20 protein-coding genes and 1 tRNA gene are annotated in these 19,337 nt (G+C 35.2%); 7 read left to right on the top strand and 14 right to left on the bottom strand.

The window, feature by feature from the left end:
* Positions 1 to 27 precede the first annotated feature (27 nt).
* A complete protein-coding gene (serS, locus tag Q5O73_RS01500) occupies positions 28 to 1,311 on the top strand; it encodes a serine--tRNA ligase (protein ID WP_118590194.1) in 1,284 nt (427 codons plus the stop codon).
* Positions 1,312 to 1,386: 75 nt separating this feature from the next.
* Positions 1,387 to 1,458: transfer RNA gene (locus Q5O73_RS01495), tRNA-Arg, on the top strand.
* Here Q5O73_RS01495 and Q5O73_RS01490 read toward each other — a convergent pair.
* Entirely contained in the window at positions 1,428 to 1,556 is a 129-nt protein-coding gene (locus Q5O73_RS01490; protein ID WP_302668885.1) for a hypothetical protein, read from the bottom strand. The genes Q5O73_RS01495 and Q5O73_RS01490 overlap by 31 nt on opposite strands.
* A gap of 40 nt (positions 1,557 to 1,596) precedes the next feature.
* Between Q5O73_RS01490 and Q5O73_RS01485 the strand changes: the two genes are divergently transcribed.
* On the top strand, positions 1,597 to 2,160 hold the full coding sequence (locus tag Q5O73_RS01485) for a VanZ family protein (protein ID WP_302668884.1): 564 nt from the start codon (positions 1,597 to 1,599) through the stop codon (positions 2,158 to 2,160).
* A gap of 100 nt (positions 2,161 to 2,260) precedes the next feature.
* Positions 2,261 to 3,277, top strand: coding sequence for a 3'-5' exonuclease (locus tag Q5O73_RS01480; protein ID WP_021953594.1), 1,017 nt, complete (start codon positions 2,261 to 2,263; stop codon positions 3,275 to 3,277).
* 52 nt (positions 3,278 to 3,329) lie between these two features.
* On the opposite strand, the gene Q5O73_RS01475 is transcribed toward Q5O73_RS01480, so the two are convergent.
* The 11 genes from Q5O73_RS01475 to Q5O73_RS01425 all read right to left on the bottom strand — a co-directional run bounded on the left by Q5O73_RS01475 (position 3,330) and on the right by Q5O73_RS01425 (position 14,327).
* Positions 3,330 to 4,067, bottom strand: coding sequence for a tyrosine-type recombinase/integrase (locus Q5O73_RS01475; RefSeq protein ID WP_021953593.1), 738 nt, complete (start codon positions 4,065 to 4,067; stop codon positions 3,330 to 3,332).
* A 26-nt stretch (positions 4,068 to 4,093) separates the two neighbouring features.
* Positions 4,094 to 5,545: a D-alanyl-D-alanine carboxypeptidase family protein gene (locus Q5O73_RS01470; protein ID WP_302668883.1), complete on the bottom strand. Its 1,452-nt coding sequence runs from the start codon at positions 5,543 to 5,545 to the stop codon at positions 4,094 to 4,096.
* Between the two features lie 242 nt (positions 5,546 to 5,787).
* Complete coding sequence (locus tag Q5O73_RS01465) at positions 5,788 to 6,402, bottom strand: V-type ATP synthase subunit D (RefSeq protein WP_021953591.1); 615 nt, start codon at positions 6,400 to 6,402, stop codon at positions 5,788 to 5,790.
* A gap of 80 nt (positions 6,403 to 6,482) precedes the next feature.
* The gene (locus tag Q5O73_RS01460) at positions 6,483 to 7,865 is read right to left on the bottom strand and encodes a V-type ATP synthase subunit B (protein WP_302668882.1); all 1,383 of its coding nucleotides are present in this window, start codon (positions 7,863 to 7,865) and stop codon (positions 6,483 to 6,485) included.
* A 12-nt stretch (positions 7,866 to 7,877) separates the two neighbouring features.
* A complete protein-coding gene (locus Q5O73_RS01455) occupies positions 7,878 to 9,644 on the bottom strand; it encodes a V-type ATP synthase subunit A (RefSeq protein ID WP_021953589.1) in 1,767 nt (588 codons plus the stop codon).
* An 11-nt stretch (positions 9,645 to 9,655) separates the two neighbouring features.
* Entirely contained in the window at positions 9,656 to 10,228 is a 573-nt protein-coding gene (locus Q5O73_RS01450; RefSeq protein WP_021953588.1) for a V-type ATP synthase subunit E, read from the bottom strand.
* Between the two features lie 16 nt (positions 10,229 to 10,244).
* Positions 10,245 to 10,553, bottom strand: coding sequence for a V-type ATP synthase subunit F (locus tag Q5O73_RS01445; RefSeq protein ID WP_021953587.1), 309 nt, complete (start codon positions 10,551 to 10,553; stop codon positions 10,245 to 10,247).
* A 21-nt stretch (positions 10,554 to 10,574) separates the two neighbouring features.
* Positions 10,575 to 10,997, bottom strand: coding sequence for an ATP synthase subunit C (locus tag Q5O73_RS01440; protein WP_021953586.1), 423 nt, complete (start codon positions 10,995 to 10,997; stop codon positions 10,575 to 10,577).
* A gap of 27 nt (positions 10,998 to 11,024) precedes the next feature.
* Positions 11,025 to 12,944 (bottom strand): V-type ATP synthase subunit I, encoded by a 1,920-nt coding sequence (locus tag Q5O73_RS01435; protein ID WP_302668881.1) that lies wholly within the window; start codon positions 12,942 to 12,944, stop codon positions 11,025 to 11,027.
* Positions 12,944 to 13,999: a V-type ATPase subunit gene (locus tag Q5O73_RS01430; RefSeq protein WP_302668880.1), complete on the bottom strand. Its 1,056-nt coding sequence runs from the start codon at positions 13,997 to 13,999 to the stop codon at positions 12,944 to 12,946. The genes Q5O73_RS01435 and Q5O73_RS01430 overlap by 1 nt, the downstream gene beginning before the upstream one ends.
* A 4-nt stretch (positions 14,000 to 14,003) precedes the next feature.
* Positions 14,004 to 14,327 (bottom strand): hypothetical protein, encoded by a 324-nt coding sequence (locus Q5O73_RS01425; RefSeq protein WP_021953583.1) that lies wholly within the window; start codon positions 14,325 to 14,327, stop codon positions 14,004 to 14,006.
* Between the two features lie 428 nt (positions 14,328 to 14,755).
* Between Q5O73_RS01425 and trmB the strand changes: the two genes are divergently transcribed.
* Positions 14,756 to 15,394 (top strand): tRNA (guanosine(46)-N7)-methyltransferase TrmB, encoded by a 639-nt coding sequence (gene trmB, locus Q5O73_RS01420; RefSeq protein ID WP_021953582.1) that lies wholly within the window; start codon positions 14,756 to 14,758, stop codon positions 15,392 to 15,394.
* 321 nt (positions 15,395 to 15,715) lie between these two features.
* Here the strand turns inward: trmB and Q5O73_RS01415 are convergent, their stop codons facing one another.
* Together Q5O73_RS01415 and Q5O73_RS01410 are read right to left on the bottom strand one after the other, a co-directional pair.
* On the bottom strand, positions 15,716 to 16,132 hold the full coding sequence (locus tag Q5O73_RS01415) for a hypothetical protein (RefSeq protein WP_302629104.1): 417 nt from the start codon (positions 16,130 to 16,132) through the stop codon (positions 15,716 to 15,718).
* A gap of 315 nt (positions 16,133 to 16,447) precedes the next feature.
* Positions 16,448 to 17,719 carry an AI-2E family transporter gene (locus Q5O73_RS01410; RefSeq protein ID WP_186840351.1) on the bottom strand — a complete coding sequence of 424 codons (1,272 nt, stop codon included), beginning with the start codon at positions 17,717 to 17,719 and terminating at the stop codon, positions 16,448 to 16,450.
* 224 nt (positions 17,720 to 17,943) lie between these two features.
* On the opposite strand from Q5O73_RS01410, the gene Q5O73_RS01405 reads away from it, so the two are divergent.
* Entirely contained in the window at positions 17,944 to 18,378 is a 435-nt protein-coding gene (locus Q5O73_RS01405; protein ID WP_021953579.1) for a zinc-ribbon domain-containing protein, read from the top strand.
* A gap of 13 nt (positions 18,379 to 18,391) precedes the next feature.
* Positions 18,392 to 19,102 carry an SHOCT domain-containing protein gene (locus tag Q5O73_RS01400; protein ID WP_021953578.1) on the top strand — a complete coding sequence of 237 codons (711 nt, stop codon included), beginning with the start codon at positions 18,392 to 18,394 and terminating at the stop codon, positions 19,100 to 19,102.
* Positions 19,103 to 19,337: the final 235 nt, after the last annotated feature.

Here is a 19,337-nt window from a genome sequence, read left to right as displayed (position 1 = left end):
ATAGAGAAGTGACTCGTAGGAGGAGAAATGTTAGATATAAAGTTATTGAGAAATAATTTTGATGAAGTTGCAAAGGCTTTATCTACAAGAAACGAAGATTTTGATTTAAGTCTTTTTAAGGACCTTGATGAAAAGAGAAGAAATCTTTTAAGTGAGGTTGAAGCATTAAAGGCTAAGCAGAATACTACATCTAAGTTGATTCCACAGTATAAGAAAGAGGGAAAAGATGTTGCACCTATTATGGCAGAAATGAAAGAAATTTCAGATAAGGTTAAGACATTAAACGCTGATTTAAGTAAAGCAGAAGAAGACTTAAACAACTATATGCTTACAATACCTAATATTCCTCATCCTTCTGTTCCGGCAGGAATGACAGATGAAGATAATGTAGAAATAAGAAAGTTCGGTGAGCCTACTCATTTTGATTTTGAGCCAAAGGCACATTGGGATTTAGGTGCGGATTTAGGAATACTTGATCCGGAAACAGCAGCTAAAATAAGCGGTTCAAGATTTACAGTATACAGAGATTTAGGTGCAAGACTTGAAAGAGCCATTGTAAACTTCTTCCTTGATACACACACATCAAAGCATGGTTATACAGAAGTATTTCCACCATTTATGGTTAGCCGTGAGAGCATGACAGGTACAGGACAGCTCCCTAAGTTTGAGGAAGATGCATATAAGGTACAGGGAGATGGAAAGGAATATTTCTTAGTTCCTACAGCAGAAGTTCCTGTAACTAATATGTATAGAAACCAGATTTTAGATGGCTCACAGCTTCCAATTAAGCACTGTGCATATACAGCATGTTTCAGAGCTGAAGCAGGTTCAGCAGGTAGAGACACAAGAGGACTTATAAGACAGCATCAGTTTAACAAGGTTGAGTTAGTTAAGTTCTGCAAGCCGGAAGATTCATATGATGAATTAGAGAAACTTACAAGAGATGCAGAAGATGTATTGCAGATGCTTGGACTTCCGTACAGAGTAGTTAAGATTTGTATTGGAGATTTAGGATTCACAGCTGCAATGAAGTACGATATTGAAGTTTGGATGCCAAGCTACGGCAGATATGTTGAAATTTCAAGTTGCAGTAACTTTGAAACATTCCAGGCAAGACGTGCAAACATTAAGTATAAGGATAATGCAGGTGATAAAGCTGAATTTGTTCATACATTAAACGGAAGTGGCGTTGCAGCCGGAAGAACAACAGCAGCTATTTTGGAAAATTATCAGCAGGCAGATGGAAGTATTGTAATTCCTGAAGTTTTAAGACCTTACATGGGTGGACTTGAAAAAATAGAAGCAAAATAGTATTATATATACTGGTTAAAAAATAAAATGCCGGTTATGGATTACGGGTTTTTCCATAGTCTTAAGCCGGCACTTGTTCTCATAGTTAAATGGATATAACAAGTGCCTCCTAAGCACTAGTTGTGGGTTCGATTCCCGCTGGGAACATTATAAAATGCAGCAATGGTTGTAGATTCATTGCTGCATTTTATGTTAATACATTTGTATGGAAGATAATTTCTCTGCATATTAATATACTTTTCCATTTGGACTACAAAAATTAAGATTAATTTGGAGAGGTGAAACATGATTTATGATTTTAATTTTGAAATATTAATTTGTTTAATAATTTTATCGTTGATTTTAGCTGTATTGTGTAAAAAAATATTTAATAAGAATTTTAAAGAAATAATTGCTTTATTATTAATATGCTTTTATTTTATTTTGATAATTTATAAAACTCAGTTTCCAATCTTTATTAATAATGATGTTATGGAAACTGAATTAGGTGGAATAAAATTGGGCAGGGATGTTAATTTGATTCCTTTTAAGGATTTTGCTCATATGACAAGTTTATTGAATATTGTTATGTTTATTCCGATAGGATTTTTGCAGGGATTTGTAGTAAAGAATAATTGGAAAAAGACTATTATTGTGGGATTTATTTTAAGTCTTGTAGTCGAGAGTTCACAGCTGTTAGTGAATATGTTAATAGGATATAATTTTAGAACCTTTGATGTTAATGATTTAATTTTTAATACTATTGGAGCTTTAATAGGGTACTTAATATTATTTGGAATAATATCCTTGTTGAAAAAATTCAAAAGTAGTGACAATAGAATTGTTGAGTACATTAAATCAAGAGAATAAAACACAAAATCCACAATTATACCCAGAATCTCCGCAAGTTGAAATATTACTACAATCGTAGTATAATTATCTGATATAAAACTAAATATGGAGATTGATAATGGACTATATTGTAATGGATTTAGAGTGGAATCAAAATCCATATGGAAAAAGTAATTATTATCCGGACCTGCCATTTGAAATCATAGAAATTGGTGCAGTGAGAGTTAGTGAGGACAGAGAGATACTGGATTCTTACCAACAGGTTATAAGACCAAGAGTATATAAGAAACTTCATTATAAAATTCGGGAAATAACTCATTTTACTGAAGAAGAATTGAAGGAAGGAAAGGATTTCAAGAGAGCAATTATTGAATTTCTTGACTGGTGCGGAGATGATTATATGTTCTGTACATGGGGTTCTATGGATTTAACGGAGCTCCAGAAGAATATGAAACATTACAGGTTAGAGAGAGTGCTGGATTTCCCATTATTTTTTGTGGATTTGCAGAAAATGTTTAGTTTGCGATATGACGATGGACATATGAAACGAACTCTCACAAGTGCTGTTGAATATTTGGAAATTGATGAGGATCATGAATTCCACCGGGCTTTGAGCGATGCCTATTACACGGCCAGAGTTATGCAGACTATGGACTTTGACAAATATAAGAACCGATTATCTATTGATACATTTTATTCACCTAGAATTAAGGAAGAAGAGATTTTCGTTAGGTTTGATGAGTATACCAAGTTAGTAACAAGGGAATTCCTTTCTAAAGAAGAAATGTTCGAAGATAAAGATGTAAGCGACATGAAATGTAATAAATGTGGCAAATATTTGAAAAAGGAACTGGATTGGTTTTCCGACTGTGGAAAGACTTATTATTGCTTAGGAAAATGTGCCGTGCATGGTTATGTCAGAGGAAAGATTAAGATAAAGAAAGTGGAAGATGACAGTTTCTTTGCAATTAAAATTATGAAATCCACTGACGAAGAAGGGGCGAAAAGTATTTACGACAAACAGGAATCTATTAGGGAAAAGAGACGTGAGAGAAGACAGAGGTCTCTGGATAAAGAAATCGTCATAGATGAGTTATGGGATGAAAATGAGGATGAAAATGAGGATGACGATTAAATAAAAAAGTAGCTGTATATCCGAAAAGGATAAGCAGCTACTTTTTTGTTTATTATTTAGTTTCCTTATAATTCTCCATAAGAGCTTCAAGTTCTGTTAAAAGACAATCAACTTTACCATAGAATGAATCGTTGTTCATAGGATCGTCGAATTTGTCACGGATTTCAGTTACCGCATCAATAACAGCATTAAGACGTTTCTTACCACTACCATTTAAGTAAAGCATATAACGGCTCTTTTCATTTTCCTGTGGAGTCATTTTCTTTAAAACAACCTGCATATTAGGTTTTTCTCCAATAAAACGGTATGTGATAGATGGAGAAGCATGGTTAAATAAATTCTGAAGATAGTAAATATCTCCTGTTTCATTGTAATATTTCCATGCAAATGTTTTTCTCATGGTCTGAGCTCCAATAGAGTTAAGTCCGATGCTATGTCCGGCTGCACGAAGAACTCTGTATGCCTGTTCTCTTGAAAGAGGCTTGTTAGAATTGTTATGTCCTAATATTAAGTAAGAATCCGGATCCTTACCTTCTGTGAAAGTATGGATTGTTTTCTTTAAATCTTCCGGAACTTTAAAAATGTTCTTAATGTTCTTTGTTCCAATTTCAACAGTTATTTCATCTTTGTCTCTTACATCCTTAACCTTAAATGAAAGAATGTCCTGAAGCTGAAGTCCCGTGCCCACACCAACTTCAAACATGATGTAGTACTTATAGTCAACTTCTTTAAGTGCGTTGCCAAATAGACGAAGTGTGTCTTCGTCCTTAATAGGTGCTACCCAATTCATAATATTAATACCTCCTAAATTAATAATCAGCGATTTCTATTTCGTTTATTCGCTCTTATTTTATTTAATCTTCTATGCTGCATAACAATGATTAATATTAAAATAACAACAATTACGATACCAATAATAATAGGCAGTAGAATTTTTGGTACCTTGAAGTTAGATTTCTTTGAATTATCACTGTTTGCGGCTGCAGTTTTATTTTCAGTGTCTAAAGCGGTTTTGCTTTGTACACTTTCTGAACTTAAGTTTGTGGTTCCACTTTCAGCAACAGAAGTTGTAGATGACTCGTTTGGGGTATCTGCAACGGTATTAGTGTATTTAATACCAGCTGTTCCTACAGATTTTGAACCATATTTGTAAGTAATAGTTGCAAATTTATCATTAGAAATTCCAAAGGATATTTCAGATGTTAAATCTGCAAACTTTGCTTTTTTAGGAATAACCACACAGGCGGAATCATCTATGGAAATGCTGCTATTGTCGTTACAGAAAGGTGATTTCAAAGTAACACTTTCTGTATTTTTGAAACGGGAATCGTTTTGGGCAACATTAACCTTGTGAAAATTGTCAAAGCCGTAATCAAGCAAAGCCTTGGTGTCATAGTAAACATTGTTACCATTTGAGTTAAGCACAACTGTAATAAGAGTCATGCCGTTTCTCTCGGCAGAGGTAACAAGGGTTGTCCCAGACTGATTAGTAAATCCGGTTTTTCCACCAATAATTCCATCGTAGTAAAATCCGCTGTAGCGTCTAACCATTTTATGACGCTGGTAAGAATTAAAATTTTCTTTTCTTTTGTTATTCTTTTTAATTGTATATTCTGATGTGTTAATAATGTCTCTGAAAGTCTGATATTTAAGAGCATCACGCATTATCATAGCCATGCCATATGCCGTAACATAGTGATTTGGGTCATGAAGACCGTTGGCATTGGCAAAATGAACTCCTGTGGCACCGGCTTTTTTGGCACGCTCATTCATCATTTCAGCAAATTCCTTTGTGGAGCCGGCAATGTGTTCGCCAAGTGCGGTGGCAACTTCATTGGCGGATGTAAGCATTAATGCATATAAGCAGTCCTTAACAGATAACTTTTCACCAATTTGACAACCGGCATTGGCATCACCATATTCTAATCCGTTAATGGCATTTTTTGAAAAAACTACTGTTTCATCTAATTTGCAATTCTCTATTGTTAAAAGTGCCGTCATTATTTTTGTAATGCTGGCAGGATACATTTTTTTGTTACACTTTTTATCATATAAAATAGTATCTGTGGATGCATCAATTAATATAGCAGATTCACCGTGCAAAGTAGGTGCCTTAGGCCAACTGGTGCTTGTCTTCTTAGGGGCTGCAGAAACATCTGCAATTCCTAATCCTGTGTTGGAATCAGTAATTGGGATAAAAATATTTCCCAGTACCAGCATCATAATAAGCAATGCTGATAAAACTTTTTTAAATCTATATGTAATCATTGTAATCTCCAAAATATAATCATATAAAATATATTTTACATAAAATAAAGGCAAAATGCAATTAATTTACAAAATATTTTTGATAAATCATATATTGAATAAAAAAATAATGATAAAAAAGTAGTGGAAATAAATAGTTGTATGTATATAATATTAACGTAGTAAAGGATAAACTATAGTATAAGAATAATAAAAAACAGTAACTAATGAACAGTTAATATTGTCCAATGGTTACTGTTTTTTTATTTAACCCTTGATTTTATAACCTTAAGTCTTGTAAATTCCTCACGTTCCTTTTCTTCCAAAGCATTTTCAATGGTTTTTACTAATGCTTCATAGCTTGGAATGGTTATATTCTTAAGGGCGTTGGCACGCTTTTGGGTTTTCTTGATATTGTAAGCAAGACGATAAGCGGCATTTTCAATCATGGAAAGTCTGATGGTTAAATCCTTAACCTTCTCAAAACAGGATTTTGCCATATCAAGGGATTCCGTAGTGCCATAAAAAGAATATACGGGGTTTCGGATTTCTTCCTTATGCCTTACAAGAGGGATTTCCGTACCCATAACACTTCTTGATTTTATCCTTATGTCATTCTCAGGAGTAACGTTAAAAGCAAAAGTTTCCACGTTTTTAATTCCCAGTTCAATGTTTGCCTTTTCAAGAGCGCTATAGGCTTCCTTAAAGGTCATGTCAATTTCTGTTTGAATACCTTTTGCTTTTTCGTTAAGATCCATTATTTCACGAATGAGAATATTTCTTTTTTTGTCCATTAGCTCAAATCCCTGTTTTGCAAGGGTAAGGGAACTTTTTGTGGACATCAAATTACCTTTTGTAGGTACTGTGTTTAAATTCATAATAAACCCACTCCTATTTTAGTAAGTGTATAATTACCAAAAGTGGTGTAATCACATTTAGCAATTTAATTGGAAAAACTTTAATTTTCTCCAAATGCATCATAGTATTTATCCAGTATCTTTGTGTCAATTCTATCAAGTTCTTCTTTAGGAAGAATATGAAGAAGCTTCCAGCCAAGATTTAATGTTTCAATAATATTTCTGTTTACTCCAAGACCCTGACCTACAAATTCAGTCTCAAAGGCTTTACCAAATTCAAGGTATTTCTTATCTGTTGGAGATAATTCATCTTCACCGATAACTGAAGCAAGAGCTCTGGCATCACCTACTTTGGCGTAAGCCGAAAACAGCTGGTTTGCAACATCCTGATGATCATCCCTTGTAAATCCTTCACCGATACCGTCCTTCATAAGTCTTGAAAGAGACGGAAGAACATTAATAGGAGGATAAATTCCCTGGCCATTTAATGAACGGTCTAAAGTAATCTGACCTTCCGTAATATATCCTGTAAGGTCAGAAATTGGATGAGTAATATCATCATTTGGCATTGTAAGAATCGGAATCTGGGTTACGGAACCTTTGGCACCTTTAATAATGCCGGCACGTTCATAAATTGTAGCAAGTTCACTGTACAAATATCCCGGATAACCTTTTCTTGAAGGAATTTCCCCTTTAGAAGAAGATACCTCACGCATGGCTTCTGCATAGGTTGTCATATCAGTAAGAATTACAAGAATATGCATATCTTTTTCGTAGGCAAGATATTCTGCAACTGTCAGGGCAACCTTAGGGGTAATAAGACGTTCTACAACAGGGTCATTCGCCATGTTAAGGAACATAACGGTATGTTCTAAGGCACCGGATTCCTCAAAAGACTTTTTGAAAAAGTCAGCAACGTCATTTTTTACGCCCATGGCAGCAAACACAATGGCAAACTTTTCATCACTGTCTCCTAAGGAAGACTGATTTACCAATTGGGCTGCAAGCTGGTCATGTGGAAGTCCGTTGCCGGAAAAAATAGGCAGCTTCTGTCCACGAATCAATGTGGTAAGTCCGTCTATGGCGGAAATACCGGTTCTTATATAGTTTCTGGGATATTCACGGCTTACCGGATTTAAAGGTTTGCCGTTTACATCACGCTTTTCGCCATTGATAGGTGAAAGACCGTCAATAGGGCGGCCAATACCGTTAAAAGTACGTCCTAAAATGTCAGGAGAGAGGGCAATTTCCATAGGGTGTCCTGTAAGCTTGGTATGGGTATTGGTAAGAGACATACCCTCCGAGCCTTCAAAAACCTGAATTATTGCCTTATCCTCATATATTTCAATAATACGTCCAAGACGTTTTTCCTCACCATCATTAATGGAAAATTCAACAATTTCGTCAAAAGCCGCATCCTTTACACCTTCTAATGCAACAAGCGGTCCATTAATTTCACTTAATCCTAAATATTCTATAGCCATATGGTACCCTCCTTATGCATTCTCTTCCATTATTTCTGAATAGAAGTTATTAATAGCGGTTGTATAATCATCAAACATACCTAATTTATCATTAGGAACATCATATTTTATGGCAATGACTTTTTCAAAAATCTTATTTTCCTTTAAAACTGACATTGGTATGCCGTATGAAATAAGACTTGATGCCTTGTCATATAAATAAAGTATGGTTTTCATCATAAGTAGCTGTTTTTTCAGCGGAACGCAGGTATCCTGGTCATGAAATGCATTCTGCTGTAAAAATCCCAGTCTTATAACTCTTGCAATTTCCAAAGTAAGCTTCTGGTCGTCCGGCAAAACGTCACTACCAATAAGCTTTACAATTTCCATTAAAGAACTTTCCTGATTAAGCAGGGCAAGTATTTTAGCTCTGCATTCGGTAAAATCAGGGCCTACATTTGTGTTGTACCAGTTGGCAAGTTCATCCACATATTCACTGTAGCTTGTAAGCCAGTGAATGGCCGGGAAATGTCTTGCGTAGGCAAGGGATTTGTCAAGACCCCAGAAACAACGTACGAAACGTTTGGTATTTTGTGTAACCGGTTCCGAAAAATCACCACCCTGAGGTGAAACTGCGCCAATAATACTAATGGAACCTTCAGTTCCGTTAAGGTTTTCCATATAACCGGCTCTTTCGTAGAATGCCGAAAGACGGCTGGCAAGATATGCCGGGAAACCTTCCTCAGCAGGCATTTCCTCCAAACGTCCTGATAACTCACGGAGAGCCTCAGCCCATCTGGATGTGGAATCAGCCATAATTGCAACGTGATATCCCATATCCCTGTAATATTCTGCAAGAGTAATACCTGTATAAATAGAAGCCTCTCTGGCTGCAACAGGCATATTACTTGTATTTGCAATAAGTGTTGTTCTATCCATTAAAGGATTGCCGGATTTCGGGTCGGTAAGTTCTGAAAATTCCTCAAGAACCTGAGTCATTTCATTACCACGCTCACCGCATCCGATATAAATAATAATATCTGCATCAGCCCACTTGGCAATCTGATGCTGGTTCATGGTTTTTCCGGTACCAAAACCTCCCGGAATGGCAGCAGTACCGCCTTTTGCCAATGGGAATAATGTGTCCATAATTCTCTGACCTGTAACAAGAGGCTGTGTTGTTCCATAGCGCTTTGCAATAGGTCGTGGCTGTCTGATAGGCCATTTCTGGGTAAGAGAAAGGTCTACAATAGTTCCATTTTCTTTCTTTATAGTAACGATGGTGTCGTTAATGGTATATTCACCATCTTCAGCCACATCAATAACTGTTCCTTCTATGTATGGAGGAACCATTGATTTGTGGACAATAGCCCGGGTTTCCTGAGTTTCCGCAATGATTGTACCGCCGGAAACATATTCTCCCACGGAAACCTTAATCTGAACCTTCCATTTCTTTTTAGTATCAAGGGAATCTACACTGACACCTCTTGAAATAAAGGCTCCTGACTGTTTTTCTATTTCACTTAAAGGTCTTTCAATACCATCAAAAATATTATCAAGTATGCCGGGAGCCAGTGTAACGAAAATAGCACTGTCAGTACCATACACCAATTCTCCGGGTTTAAGACCACTGGTTTCTTCGTATACCTGAATTGTAGTCATTTCTGAAGTAAGTCCGATTACCTCACCAACTAATCTTTCAGAACTAACGTAAACCATTTCGCCCATTTTAAAGTCTGTTTTTCCTTTAATATAAACGACAGGCCCGTTAATGCCATATATAATACCTGTTTTTTCCAATTGGCTGCCTCCTACAATGTAATTGCGAATTTTTCCTGTTCTTCCATAAGCTTTGTCTTAAAAGAATAGTCTATCAGAATATTTTTATCAGGAATAATGCTTCTTGTGCCTCCAAGAAAATCCTTATCATAAACCTGTATATTGCAGTTAAAATCTGATTTTAATTCATCAAGTAAAGCTGAGTCATTTGAATCAATATAAACCGTAAGCTCAGAATCACCATATTCATCTAAAACAGACTGTATCTGATGCTTAATGTTTGCAATGTATTCAGGAGTAGTTCTGTAATCAGCAATTTTTTTACGGACAATGTCAAAAACTTTAACTTTAATTTCAGACTGTTTTTTTGTTAAATCCTTTTTTATTGCCATTTGGGAAGATGCAAGCTGCTTTTTGTAATCAGACTTAACCTGATTAATTCTTGCACGCTTTGATTCCTCTGCAAGTCGTTTAGAATTGTCCTTATAGACCTCTAAATCATCGTCTAAGGATTTTTTGTAGCTGCTTAATGATTCAGCACTTTGATTATTGGCACTTTCAAGAGAAATCATTCTGAAGTGCTCCATCTTTTCTTCTATAGTCATTGGCGCCACATCCTTTCTAAAGTTTTATTCCAATAGCTTCATTAATGTAATTGGTAATGAAGTTCGGTTGTCTTCCTGAACCGTGACGGTCAGGAATTTCCACTAATAGAGGGCGTTTCCTGTTAAGCTTGATATCATCAATTATTTCAGGAATTTCAAAACTTAATTTTTCCGTAATAAGCAGAATACCGAGATGTTTGTCTTCTAAAATCTTTTCAACTGCCTGTTTTGTCTCTTTGCGACCATGTACAACTTCACCTTCAACACCGGCAAGGCGCATGCCTGTTAAAGTGTCCACATTATCGCTAATTAAATACATTTTCATATACGCCTCCAAAAACGTTATTTATGCAACGTGTGTTAAAATAAGGAAAGCAACGATAAATCCCCAAAGAGCAATACCTTCTGCAAGGGCTACAAAGATAAGGGCTTTACCGAAAATGCTTGAATCTTCGCTTAATGCACCAAGAGCTGCACTGGCTGAGCTTGCAACGGCATAACCTGAACCTATACATGAAAGTCCAATGGCAAGGCCGGCAGCAATAAGGCCGATACCACTTGAAATAGTAGAATCTGAAGCTACTTTAGCACTGGCAGTGTTTGTGAATAAGAAAACAGTTGCAAAAAGAAATACGCTAAAGAATGTAATGCAGTTAGTAAGCATTGTTCTTTTAAAACGACCTTTACTCTGCTCACCTACAAAATAAACAATAATTGGAAGTACAATTGTAAGTACTAAAGCTACTAAAAATAAAATACTAATTAACATGTTAATTTCCTCCTGGTTTTTATGTTTTTATTTATTATTCTTCCTAAATGGAACAAATTCACGTCCGCTTCCATCATAAAAACGTCCGAAAATTTCATAATATTCAAGACGGAGTACCTGTATTCCAACAACAAGTCCCTCCATACCTAAAACAATAATGTTTCCAATAATGACTACAAATATATTTGGCATGCCACCATTTTCCGCACCGGCTAAGGTCATAACAACCTCCATCATGGCTGCGTGGCTTATGGCAAAAACTCCGATACGCAAAAAGGATAGAGCATTTGACAAATAAGTTATAAGGTAGTCAAACAATTCAAAAAACGCTGTTGCCGCAAAAATTCCTGCCGATTCATCTATAGGCTTTTTCTTTGCAATTAAATTCTTAAGAGGTTCCTCAAAGAATATTAAAGCAAGGGGAACAACAAACATTATTATAAGCAACACTGTTCCCGGCAACGGCTTTCCTGTCATGTAAAGTAAAATAACTGCTATAACGCTGGCGTAAAAGATAAAACCGGTTACGGCATTAGGCCCAAACAATGCCTTGCCAAGGTTTTTCTGCTTTATAGCATTGGCAATATTAAGCACCATGGTGGTTAATATAACAAATGAACCAAAGAGAAATGCTGCTACAAGAACAATATTAATTTCTCCTAAAAACGGTAGTGTTACCATGGATTTAAGAGGGCTTATGACGGAATCAAACTCAAATCCGAAAAAGCTTCCAAACAGGGCACCGAATATACAGGAGCTTACTCCTGCGGCACAGACAATTCCTGCCAAATCCATTTTTTTAACTTTGTATAAAATAGCTCCACCAATAAAAAGGCATAGACCCTGACCTAAATCACCAAACATTATGCCGAAAATAAAGGCATAGGTTATGGTTAAAAATAAAGTAGGGTCAAATTCGTTGTAAGCCGGAAGTCCGTACATTTTTACAAACAATTCAAAAGGCTTTACAATTTTTAAATTCTTTAATTTTGTTGGTGGCTTGGTTTTATGCTCCGTGACATCATCGCTGACAATGCACACAACGTTTACATCGTCGTCGGTTTCCTTCTGGAGTTTTTTTGCCTCCTTAGTTGCCATCCATCCACATAAAACCTGAAAATTCACACCGGATTCCCTTGTGACCGCTGATAATTTCCTTACGTCAAAATTACTATATGCAGTTTCTATTCGTCTGATAGCGGAAACAAGTTTAGTTTTGCTTTCTTCAATAACGTCGTTTATGGAATCTTCCTTTGCCTGAACCTGCTTTTGCAAATCTTCTTTCTGACTTAAAATATTTTCACATTCCTTGTCAGGAAAATCCTTATATTTTTTTGCAATGGCAATTTCATCAAAATTTATGTTCTTAAAATCTTTTGCAACTTCTTCAAAATATTCATTAGGTGCAAAAAATACCCCGTAAACATACTCCGTCTCTGCTAAAGTAGTAATAAAAATTGCGTTAATATCAGGGTCAAGGTACGACTCAAACTTATCAAAATTGACTTTTGGAATTTTGCCAAAACGGTATTTGAAAAAATCCATATCATAAATTCCCTTTAATGTGTAATTAAGCCCTTTAAATGGGGCAAGGGAGTTGAAGTCGGCATCAAGAGCCTGAATCTGAGTATTAAGCTTTGAAATCTCATCCTCTATGTCTGAAAGCCTGTCATCAATTTTATCTATAAAGCCTTCAGCACTTTTAATACTGATATTTTCAATTTTTACCTTTTCAGGGTTCTTCACAAGTCCCATAAGTTCGTGACTTTTGTTAAGGGCATCCTTAAAAGGATTTTCCTCGTTGTAAGTGGTGAACTGGTCGGAAGAACTAAATTCTGCCAAAGCATTTTCTAAATGAATATCATGCTTACTTAAATAGTGGGTTACGAGATAATCGATTTCATTTTTGGGACCGGCTAAAGTCACAAAACTCATTTTTTCAATCATTACAAAACCCCTTTCTTTTGATTAATGTATCGGGTAATGACTTCCGGAGAATATCCGTATCTTATGCACTCCATTGCCGTTACTACCTTTGCAACCTCCAAATTTTTTAGGTGGAAGTATGCATTTATAGCTGCTAAGGAGTATGGAGCAGTTCGGAAATCTTCCATATATATAGTATTTAAAATTCCACCAAACTGGGATTCCATTGATTCTCCCGGCTCAAACCCGTAAGTACGTCCGTAATAGCTCTTGTTTACTAACTCAAAAAATACCTCGTTATTTTCAGCTTCTACCATGGCTTTTATGTCATTTCTCTCAATATTGTGATAAATGGGTATCAGAAACGAATAAATCTGGGAATCTGTTACCGTGTAGTATTTTTTGCAGCGGTAAATCCAGAGAATGTTTAACAAATCCACCTGAGAACCGAAGGAATCCAGGAAGTATTTGCATTCACCCTTTGGAATAAATTTATTTTTGTTGTCCCACACATAATTGAAAAAGAAAAGGTCTAAGGACATTTCGTAATCAAAAAGTGTAGGGCTGTCAAGTTCGTAAACCTTTCTAATTGTTTTTTCATAAACAGAGCCTGAAAGATTGTTTACAAATTCCTCCATGTTGGAGGAGTTTATAAGATTATCCATGTCAAGCTTTGAATGTCGCTTGAAATGTTTATCAACAAGGACAGGAATAGTTGAATTTCTGCTGTCCATAATATTTCGCATGGATGCCTTTAAAGTGGCAATTTCGTACTTCATAAAATAAAATTCCAAATATCGTTTTTGCATGTTTCCGGCAAAATGGAATATCTTAGAAAAATCATAGTATGTTGAAAAGGTCATGCGGCTTTCCACATCTCCACGATGGGCTGTGGAAGCATCTAAATCCGACAAAACATCTGCATATGATGGAAAGGTTTGCAGATAACTGATTAAATCAGGAACAGTTTTTAAGTTTGCAATCTCATCATATTCAGACTGGGAAATAAGACCTTTTTTCATTGCCCTTATTTTGGTAGTCATGCCACTGTAAGCCACTAATTTTCCGTTTCTCATAGGCTCACTCCTTTATAATGTTGTTAAATATACCTTCCGCTAAGGCTTCACCCTTTGATGCAAAGAGATTGTTTAACTTTTCTATATCCTTTAAACATTCCTTTTGGCATTTATCTATTTCTATTTCGTTTTCTTTATTTAACTGTTCTTTATATTCATTAACACAGGAGTCCACATCCATTTGAAGTTCCCGGTCGTATTGCTTTTTTTGCTGATTAATATAATCTGCATACTTTGCTTTTTCATTAAGCGATTGTTGCATAATTTTAGCTGAAGCTGAATCAATTTCTGCCAATTCGTTTATGATTTTGTTAATATCCTGACTCATGTGCAGCCTCCTTCATTTTAAGTTATATTGTTTTATGTCATATAATCTTATACCATATGTTTTTATGTTGTGAGATTTTTATATCATATGGTTTTGGGCATAAAACAGAGTGGCACTAAAAATACATTTGCCCCTCTATTATACTATTATCCTTAAATAATAATTAATAATACATTAAACAAAATATGTAGTAAAGATGATAGACAAAAAGCCCCGGTGACAATCTTACCGAGACTTACACATCAAGGGCAGATTTGCTCAAATACCCTTTCTTAGACTTTAAGTCTACTTTAACACTTTTTGTAAAAATTACAATAAAAACTTGAAAAAATTAATGAAACCAATTAGAATTTTTCATTATAATAAGTGATTAGTTAATATCTATATCAGGCAAATAAATTTATGTATTTTACAGATTGGAGACAGGCATGAGATTAAGAAATGTACCGGGATCAAGGGAAGCTATTGCAGAAAGCAATTTAGCAATAAATGAACCACAGGTTTTAAAAGGAAAATGGAATGAAGAGTTTGGAAATAATAATCCCATAAGAATAGAAATAGGAATGGGCAAGGGTAGGTTTATTACACAGTTAGCCCTTGAAAATCCGGATATTAATTATGTAGGAATTGAGAAGTATTCCAGCGTTTTGATTAGAGCAATTGAAAAGTGCCAGGATATAGAGGTACCAAATCTCCGTTTTATAAGAATGGAGGCGGAGTATATTTGTGATGTATTTAATAAGGAAGAAGTTGATAGAATATATCTGAACTTTTCAGATCCGTGGCCGAAGGACAGACATGCAAAAAGAAGACTTACGTCAAAGCAGTTTTTCGAGAGATATGATAATATTCTAAAAAAAGACGGAGTGGTGGAATTTAAGACAGATAATGATTTGCTTTTCCAGTTTTCCTTAGAGCAGGTGCCGGAGGCAGGATGGAATCTGGTAGCACAGACATGGGATCTTCATAATGATAGCGAAATGGTTAAAGGAAATGTAATGACGGAATATGAAAGCAAGTTTTCTCAAATGGGAAATCCTATACACAAGCTGGTGGCTAATAGGTAGACGGGCAAGCCGGTGGCTAATGGGTAGAAAGGGGAAATGGCAGAAAATAGGGGAATTAGGCTAAATGGAAGCTGGTTGGAAATTAGGCGTGGGTGGTTGGAAAGTGTGAATTGAGGAAATAACTGTACACAAATCATTTGGATGCTGTGAGAGAAATATAATCTGAAAATAAACCAGGAAAAGATTGATTACATAGGGAATTCCCGGTAGGAATTATGCCTTCACCGGCTGAAAGAGATGAAATAAACCGGGAAAAGATTGATTTCATAAGAAATTCCCGGTAGGAAAGAGAGACTCTAAATTAAGCTTGATGCTGGCAGATTAATAACCTTCACCTACAACCACCCAGTTGTTATTTTTCTGTTTTAGAGTTATTCTACGGTATGCATTACTTTTAGTATCTCTACCTTTAAAGATGATTTTTTTACCATCAATTTTGTCAAAGTAAAGCTTTTTGACTTTTTGTGTGGTGGTTTTATAATAACTGTTTGCTACATTCAGTGCATTTTGAATATCTGAATCGCTGAAATTATTTTCTGTTGCTGTTAGTTGAGTAGTTGAATTTATTTTTGAATTCGTGACTGATTTAGATGATGAAGTAGTAGTAATAACTGAAGTTGAAATCTGTGTAGTGGTTTTGACTTCAGTTTTTTTATCTTGAGAAATATTTGAATTCCCACAGGCTGAAAAAAATAATGTTGATGCAAAAATGCAACTTATAATGACTGCTTTATTCATAGAAAAACCTCCGAATATATATTGATATTAATAATATTCGGAATATGTATCTTTTTTGTATAATGTTTTATACTAAAATAGATATGAAAAAATATATGGAAAAGGGCTGCTACATTAACAGTGTGATGTCTCTATTTAGATAGTTCACTTATCTATCTGAAAAAGAACTCATTAGTTAATATAACAGCACCATTATATTAAGCATAGATTAAATAATTTGAATTGTAAAAAAATCACAATCCAACTGCCACAATCTACAAGTTCACAATCTACCAAGTCTTACATCCCCCGGCTTCTTGTATCATTATCTGTATTTTAATCTTCCGATTTAGTTTCTTCCTTATTATTGTTCTTGTTCTTATCCTTATCCTTCCCTTTGCGGACCTTTTCATTTTTAATAACCGGCAAATTAATATTTTTCTCGGCAAGTTTCTCGTTTACATGGTCTTCCATTAATCCGGTAATAACGGCAACACAAGGAACACCAAGCAACATACCGGGAACACCTGCAAGCCATCCACCTAAAGTAATGGCAAATATTATCCACAGCGGACGCATACCTGTGGAATCTCCCAGAATTTTTGGACCAATAACATTTCCGTCAAGCTGCTGAATAACAATAATCAGTATGCCAAATATGAGACCGCTTTGAAGAGAGTAAATGCACAAAAGAAGGGCACTTGGAATTCCCCCAAGGAAAGGGCCAAAGTATGGAATCATATTGGTAATGCACACAATGATACTTACTAAAAGGGCACACTCGGCAAAACCGGAAACATTAAAAAGGCTGATTATTATCATGCTAATAAAAGTTAAAATTCCGATAATAAGGGAATCAATCATTTTGCCATCAAAAAAGTCCATGAAAATTCTTAGAGACCTTTTAATAATATTCCATATCTTGTTGGCACGCTCATATTTAAAAGTAGCAAAAACAATACGTTTAATTCCACGTATCTGCATTTTCTTATCAATAAGAAGATAGCAAGAAACGATAATTGCAACAATAAGATTAAATACAAATTTAATAACAGTAACACCGGTTACAACAATGGTAGTGGTGATATTTTTTATAAAATCACTAAGAAAACTTTGTAGAGTTGAATCGGCACTGGTTATGGTATCCTGTATATATTTAAGATCCAAATCCGGGTACTTTTCCGATAGTCTGTTTAAAAAGTCCATAATGGAATTAGCCCATGAAGGCATTTTCTCCAAAAGCTGGTTCAAACTGTCAATTAATTCAGGAATAAGAACAGTAAGTCCCAAAGCTGTTGCGCTTAAAACAATGCCATAAGATACAAAAATTGCCAACATTCTGTTTAAAGCATCATTTTTTATATGGAAAAACTTTTTGAATACCTTTTTTCGCATCCAGGAAACTAACGGATTAATAAGGAAAGCAATAAGTATTCCTATTAAAAAAGGTGACATGGCAGATAAGAAGGCGTTGAGAGTGGCTGAAGTTGACTCCCAAAAGAAAACGGCACGCACTAAAACTGCCATAATAAATACAGATACGATGCAGTAAATTGCAATGGTAAAATATCTGCTGTTGACTTCAAATTTATTTTTTTTATTGTCCATAAAACTTTTTCTCCTAAAAGCATAAATTCATAATTATAAGTGCCTATTTGAACATTATAAATAGTATAAAAATAAAAAACAATAATTATAGGAAGAAATATTTGCAAAGAAATAAAAAAACTTAAAAAATTCGTAAAAGTAAGACGATTAAATTTTAAGGAGACACACGTGTGTACCTATGAAGGAATATAATTAGGGCATAAAATCAAAGGAGGAAAGAAATAATGAAAAAATGTCCAAAATGTGGAAAGGAAGTAATGGATAACATTAACGTGTGTACAGCTTGCGGAGCAAAAATAACAGAAAGCAAAGTTAAGGTGGAAAAGAAGGAGGCAGCTCCGGCTTACGGTGTTATCACGGGGGTTTTAGCCATAGCAGGCATTTACCTGATAGCAAATGTATGGTCACTTTTAGGAGCGTTGGTGTATTTTGTGGGCTTTGGGATGGCATTATCAGAAATTAAAAGAGACAAGGATTTTTCAGATAAGAATTTCGGAGATTTTGCAAAAAAAAGTTTTAAAAAACAGAACATTCTGAAAAAAGGAATCCCTGCAATAGTGGTTGTAATAATGCCATTGGTAGTAGCTTATGGAATTTACGGATGGATTATATTGGATTCCGTAAGAACAGCACAGCATATAACAGATTTGATAATGTAGGGAAGGTGAAAAAATGGGATTGTTTGGAAATGACAAAATAGATGGAATGTTTGAAAAAGCCAAGGAAACATTAAAAGACACTACCGACAAAACAAAGAAAGCCTTTGCGGAATCCTCGGAGCAGATGAAACAGCATAATGCAGAGAGTAAAAACATGAAGGCACCTGTGGAGGGAGCAATAATCCGCTATGGCGTTACATATAATGGAGGTTTGGCAAAATATCCTAAGGCTCAGTCAGGGGAGATAGGGTTAAATGTTTTGGAGGACTGTTTTTATTTGAAACCTACAATGACAACGGTGGAGTGGTTTGAGGAAATGGCAATTCCATACGAAAAAATAAAAAAACTTGAAATTGTAGAAAGAAAAATAAGCAATGCAGAATGGCTTTTAAGTAGTTCACGTTCTGATATGAAAGCCATGGAGCAAAAAAATAACATTGAAATATCCTACATAGACAGCGATAACAAGAATCAGTTAATACGTTTGGAAATGCTAACGGGAGTAAGTATATACGGACAGGCTGGAAAATGCGTGGAATTTATGGACGTGCTAAGGCAAAACGACATTCCGGACAAATTCATAAAGGAAACAACCCAAAATACCACGGAAGCACAGGTGGATGTACTAGGGCAGATAGAAAAATTATCTGAATTAAAAGAAAAGGGAATATTAAGTGATGAAGAATTTAATAGCAAGAAGGAGGAATTGTTGAAAAAGCTGTAATAACCGTTAAAAAATTGGAAATAATAACTGCTAAATGAGAAAATAACAGTGATTTTTTGTGGCAAATCACAAAAAAGAAAATAAAATGAAGAAAATGTAAAAAATTACTTGAAATTATTAAAAAACTGTTATATAATAGCATTCGTTCCGTTAAAGAACAAAGACATAGGTTTTGCGCCTCTAGCTCATTTGGTAGAGCACCTGACTCTTAATCAGGGTGTGCAGGGTTCGAGCC

The sequence above is a fragment of the Eubacterium sp. AF15-50 genome (assembly GCF_934835595.1).
Classification (GTDB): Bacteria; Bacillota; Clostridia; order Lachnospirales; family Lachnospiraceae; genus Eubacterium_G; species Eubacterium_G segne.
The sequence above is the reverse complement of the archived record's forward strand: the minus strand, read 5'-3'. Positions and strand labels throughout refer to the sequence as shown.

Coding starts and splice junctions, on each gene's coding strand:
- Q5O73_RS01480 (WP_021953594.1), top strand. CDS start 2,261: ATGGACTATATTGTAATGGATTTAGAGTGGAATCAAAATCCATATGGA.
- Q5O73_RS01450 (WP_021953588.1), bottom strand. CDS start 10,228: ATGACTATAGAAGAAAAGATGGAGCACTTCAGAATGATTTCTCTTGAA.
- Q5O73_RS01470 (WP_302668883.1), bottom strand. CDS start 5,545: ATGATTACATATAGATTTAAAAAAGTTTTATCAGCATTGCTTATTATG.
- Q5O73_RS01425 (WP_021953583.1), bottom strand. CDS start 14,327: ATGAGTCAGGATATTAACAAAATCATAAACGAATTGGCAGAAATTGAT.
- Q5O73_RS01430 (WP_302668880.1), bottom strand. CDS start 13,999: ATGAGAAACGGAAAATTAGTGGCTTACAGTGGCATGACTACCAAAATA.
- serS (WP_118590194.1), top strand. CDS start 28: ATGTTAGATATAAAGTTATTGAGAAATAATTTTGATGAAGTTGCAAAG.
- Q5O73_RS01435 (WP_302668881.1), bottom strand. CDS start 12,944: ATGATTGAAAAAATGAGTTTTGTGACTTTAGCCGGTCCCAAAAATGAA.
- Q5O73_RS01485 (WP_302668884.1), top strand. CDS start 1,597: ATGATTTATGATTTTAATTTTGAAATATTAATTTGTTTAATAATTTTA.
- Q5O73_RS01410 (WP_186840351.1), bottom strand. CDS start 17,719: ATGGACAATAAAAAAAATAAATTTGAAGTCAACAGCAGATATTTTACC.
- trmB (WP_021953582.1), top strand. CDS start 14,756: ATGAGATTAAGAAATGTACCGGGATCAAGGGAAGCTATTGCAGAAAGC.
- Q5O73_RS01440 (WP_021953586.1), bottom strand. CDS start 10,997: ATGTTAATTAGTATTTTATTTTTAGTAGCTTTAGTACTTACAATTGTA.
- Q5O73_RS01475 (WP_021953593.1), bottom strand. CDS start 4,067: ATGAATTGGGTAGCACCTATTAAGGACGAAGACACACTTCGTCTATTT.
- Q5O73_RS01405 (WP_021953579.1), top strand. CDS start 17,944: ATGAAAAAATGTCCAAAATGTGGAAAGGAAGTAATGGATAACATTAAC.
- Q5O73_RS01465 (WP_021953591.1), bottom strand. CDS start 6,402: ATGAATTTAAACACAGTACCTACAAAAGGTAATTTGATGTCCACAAAA.
- Q5O73_RS01415 (WP_302629104.1), bottom strand. CDS start 16,132: ATGAATAAAGCAGTCATTATAAGTTGCATTTTTGCATCAACATTATTT.
- Q5O73_RS01490 (WP_302668885.1), bottom strand. CDS start 1,556: ATGGAAAAGTATATTAATATGCAGAGAAATTATCTTCCATACAAATGT.
- Q5O73_RS01460 (WP_302668882.1), bottom strand. CDS start 7,865: ATGGCTATAGAATATTTAGGATTAAGTGAAATTAATGGACCGCTTGTT.
- Q5O73_RS01400 (WP_021953578.1), top strand. CDS start 18,392: ATGGGATTGTTTGGAAATGACAAAATAGATGGAATGTTTGAAAAAGCC.
- Q5O73_RS01445 (WP_021953587.1), bottom strand. CDS start 10,553: ATGAAAATGTATTTAATTAGCGATAATGTGGACACTTTAACAGGCATG.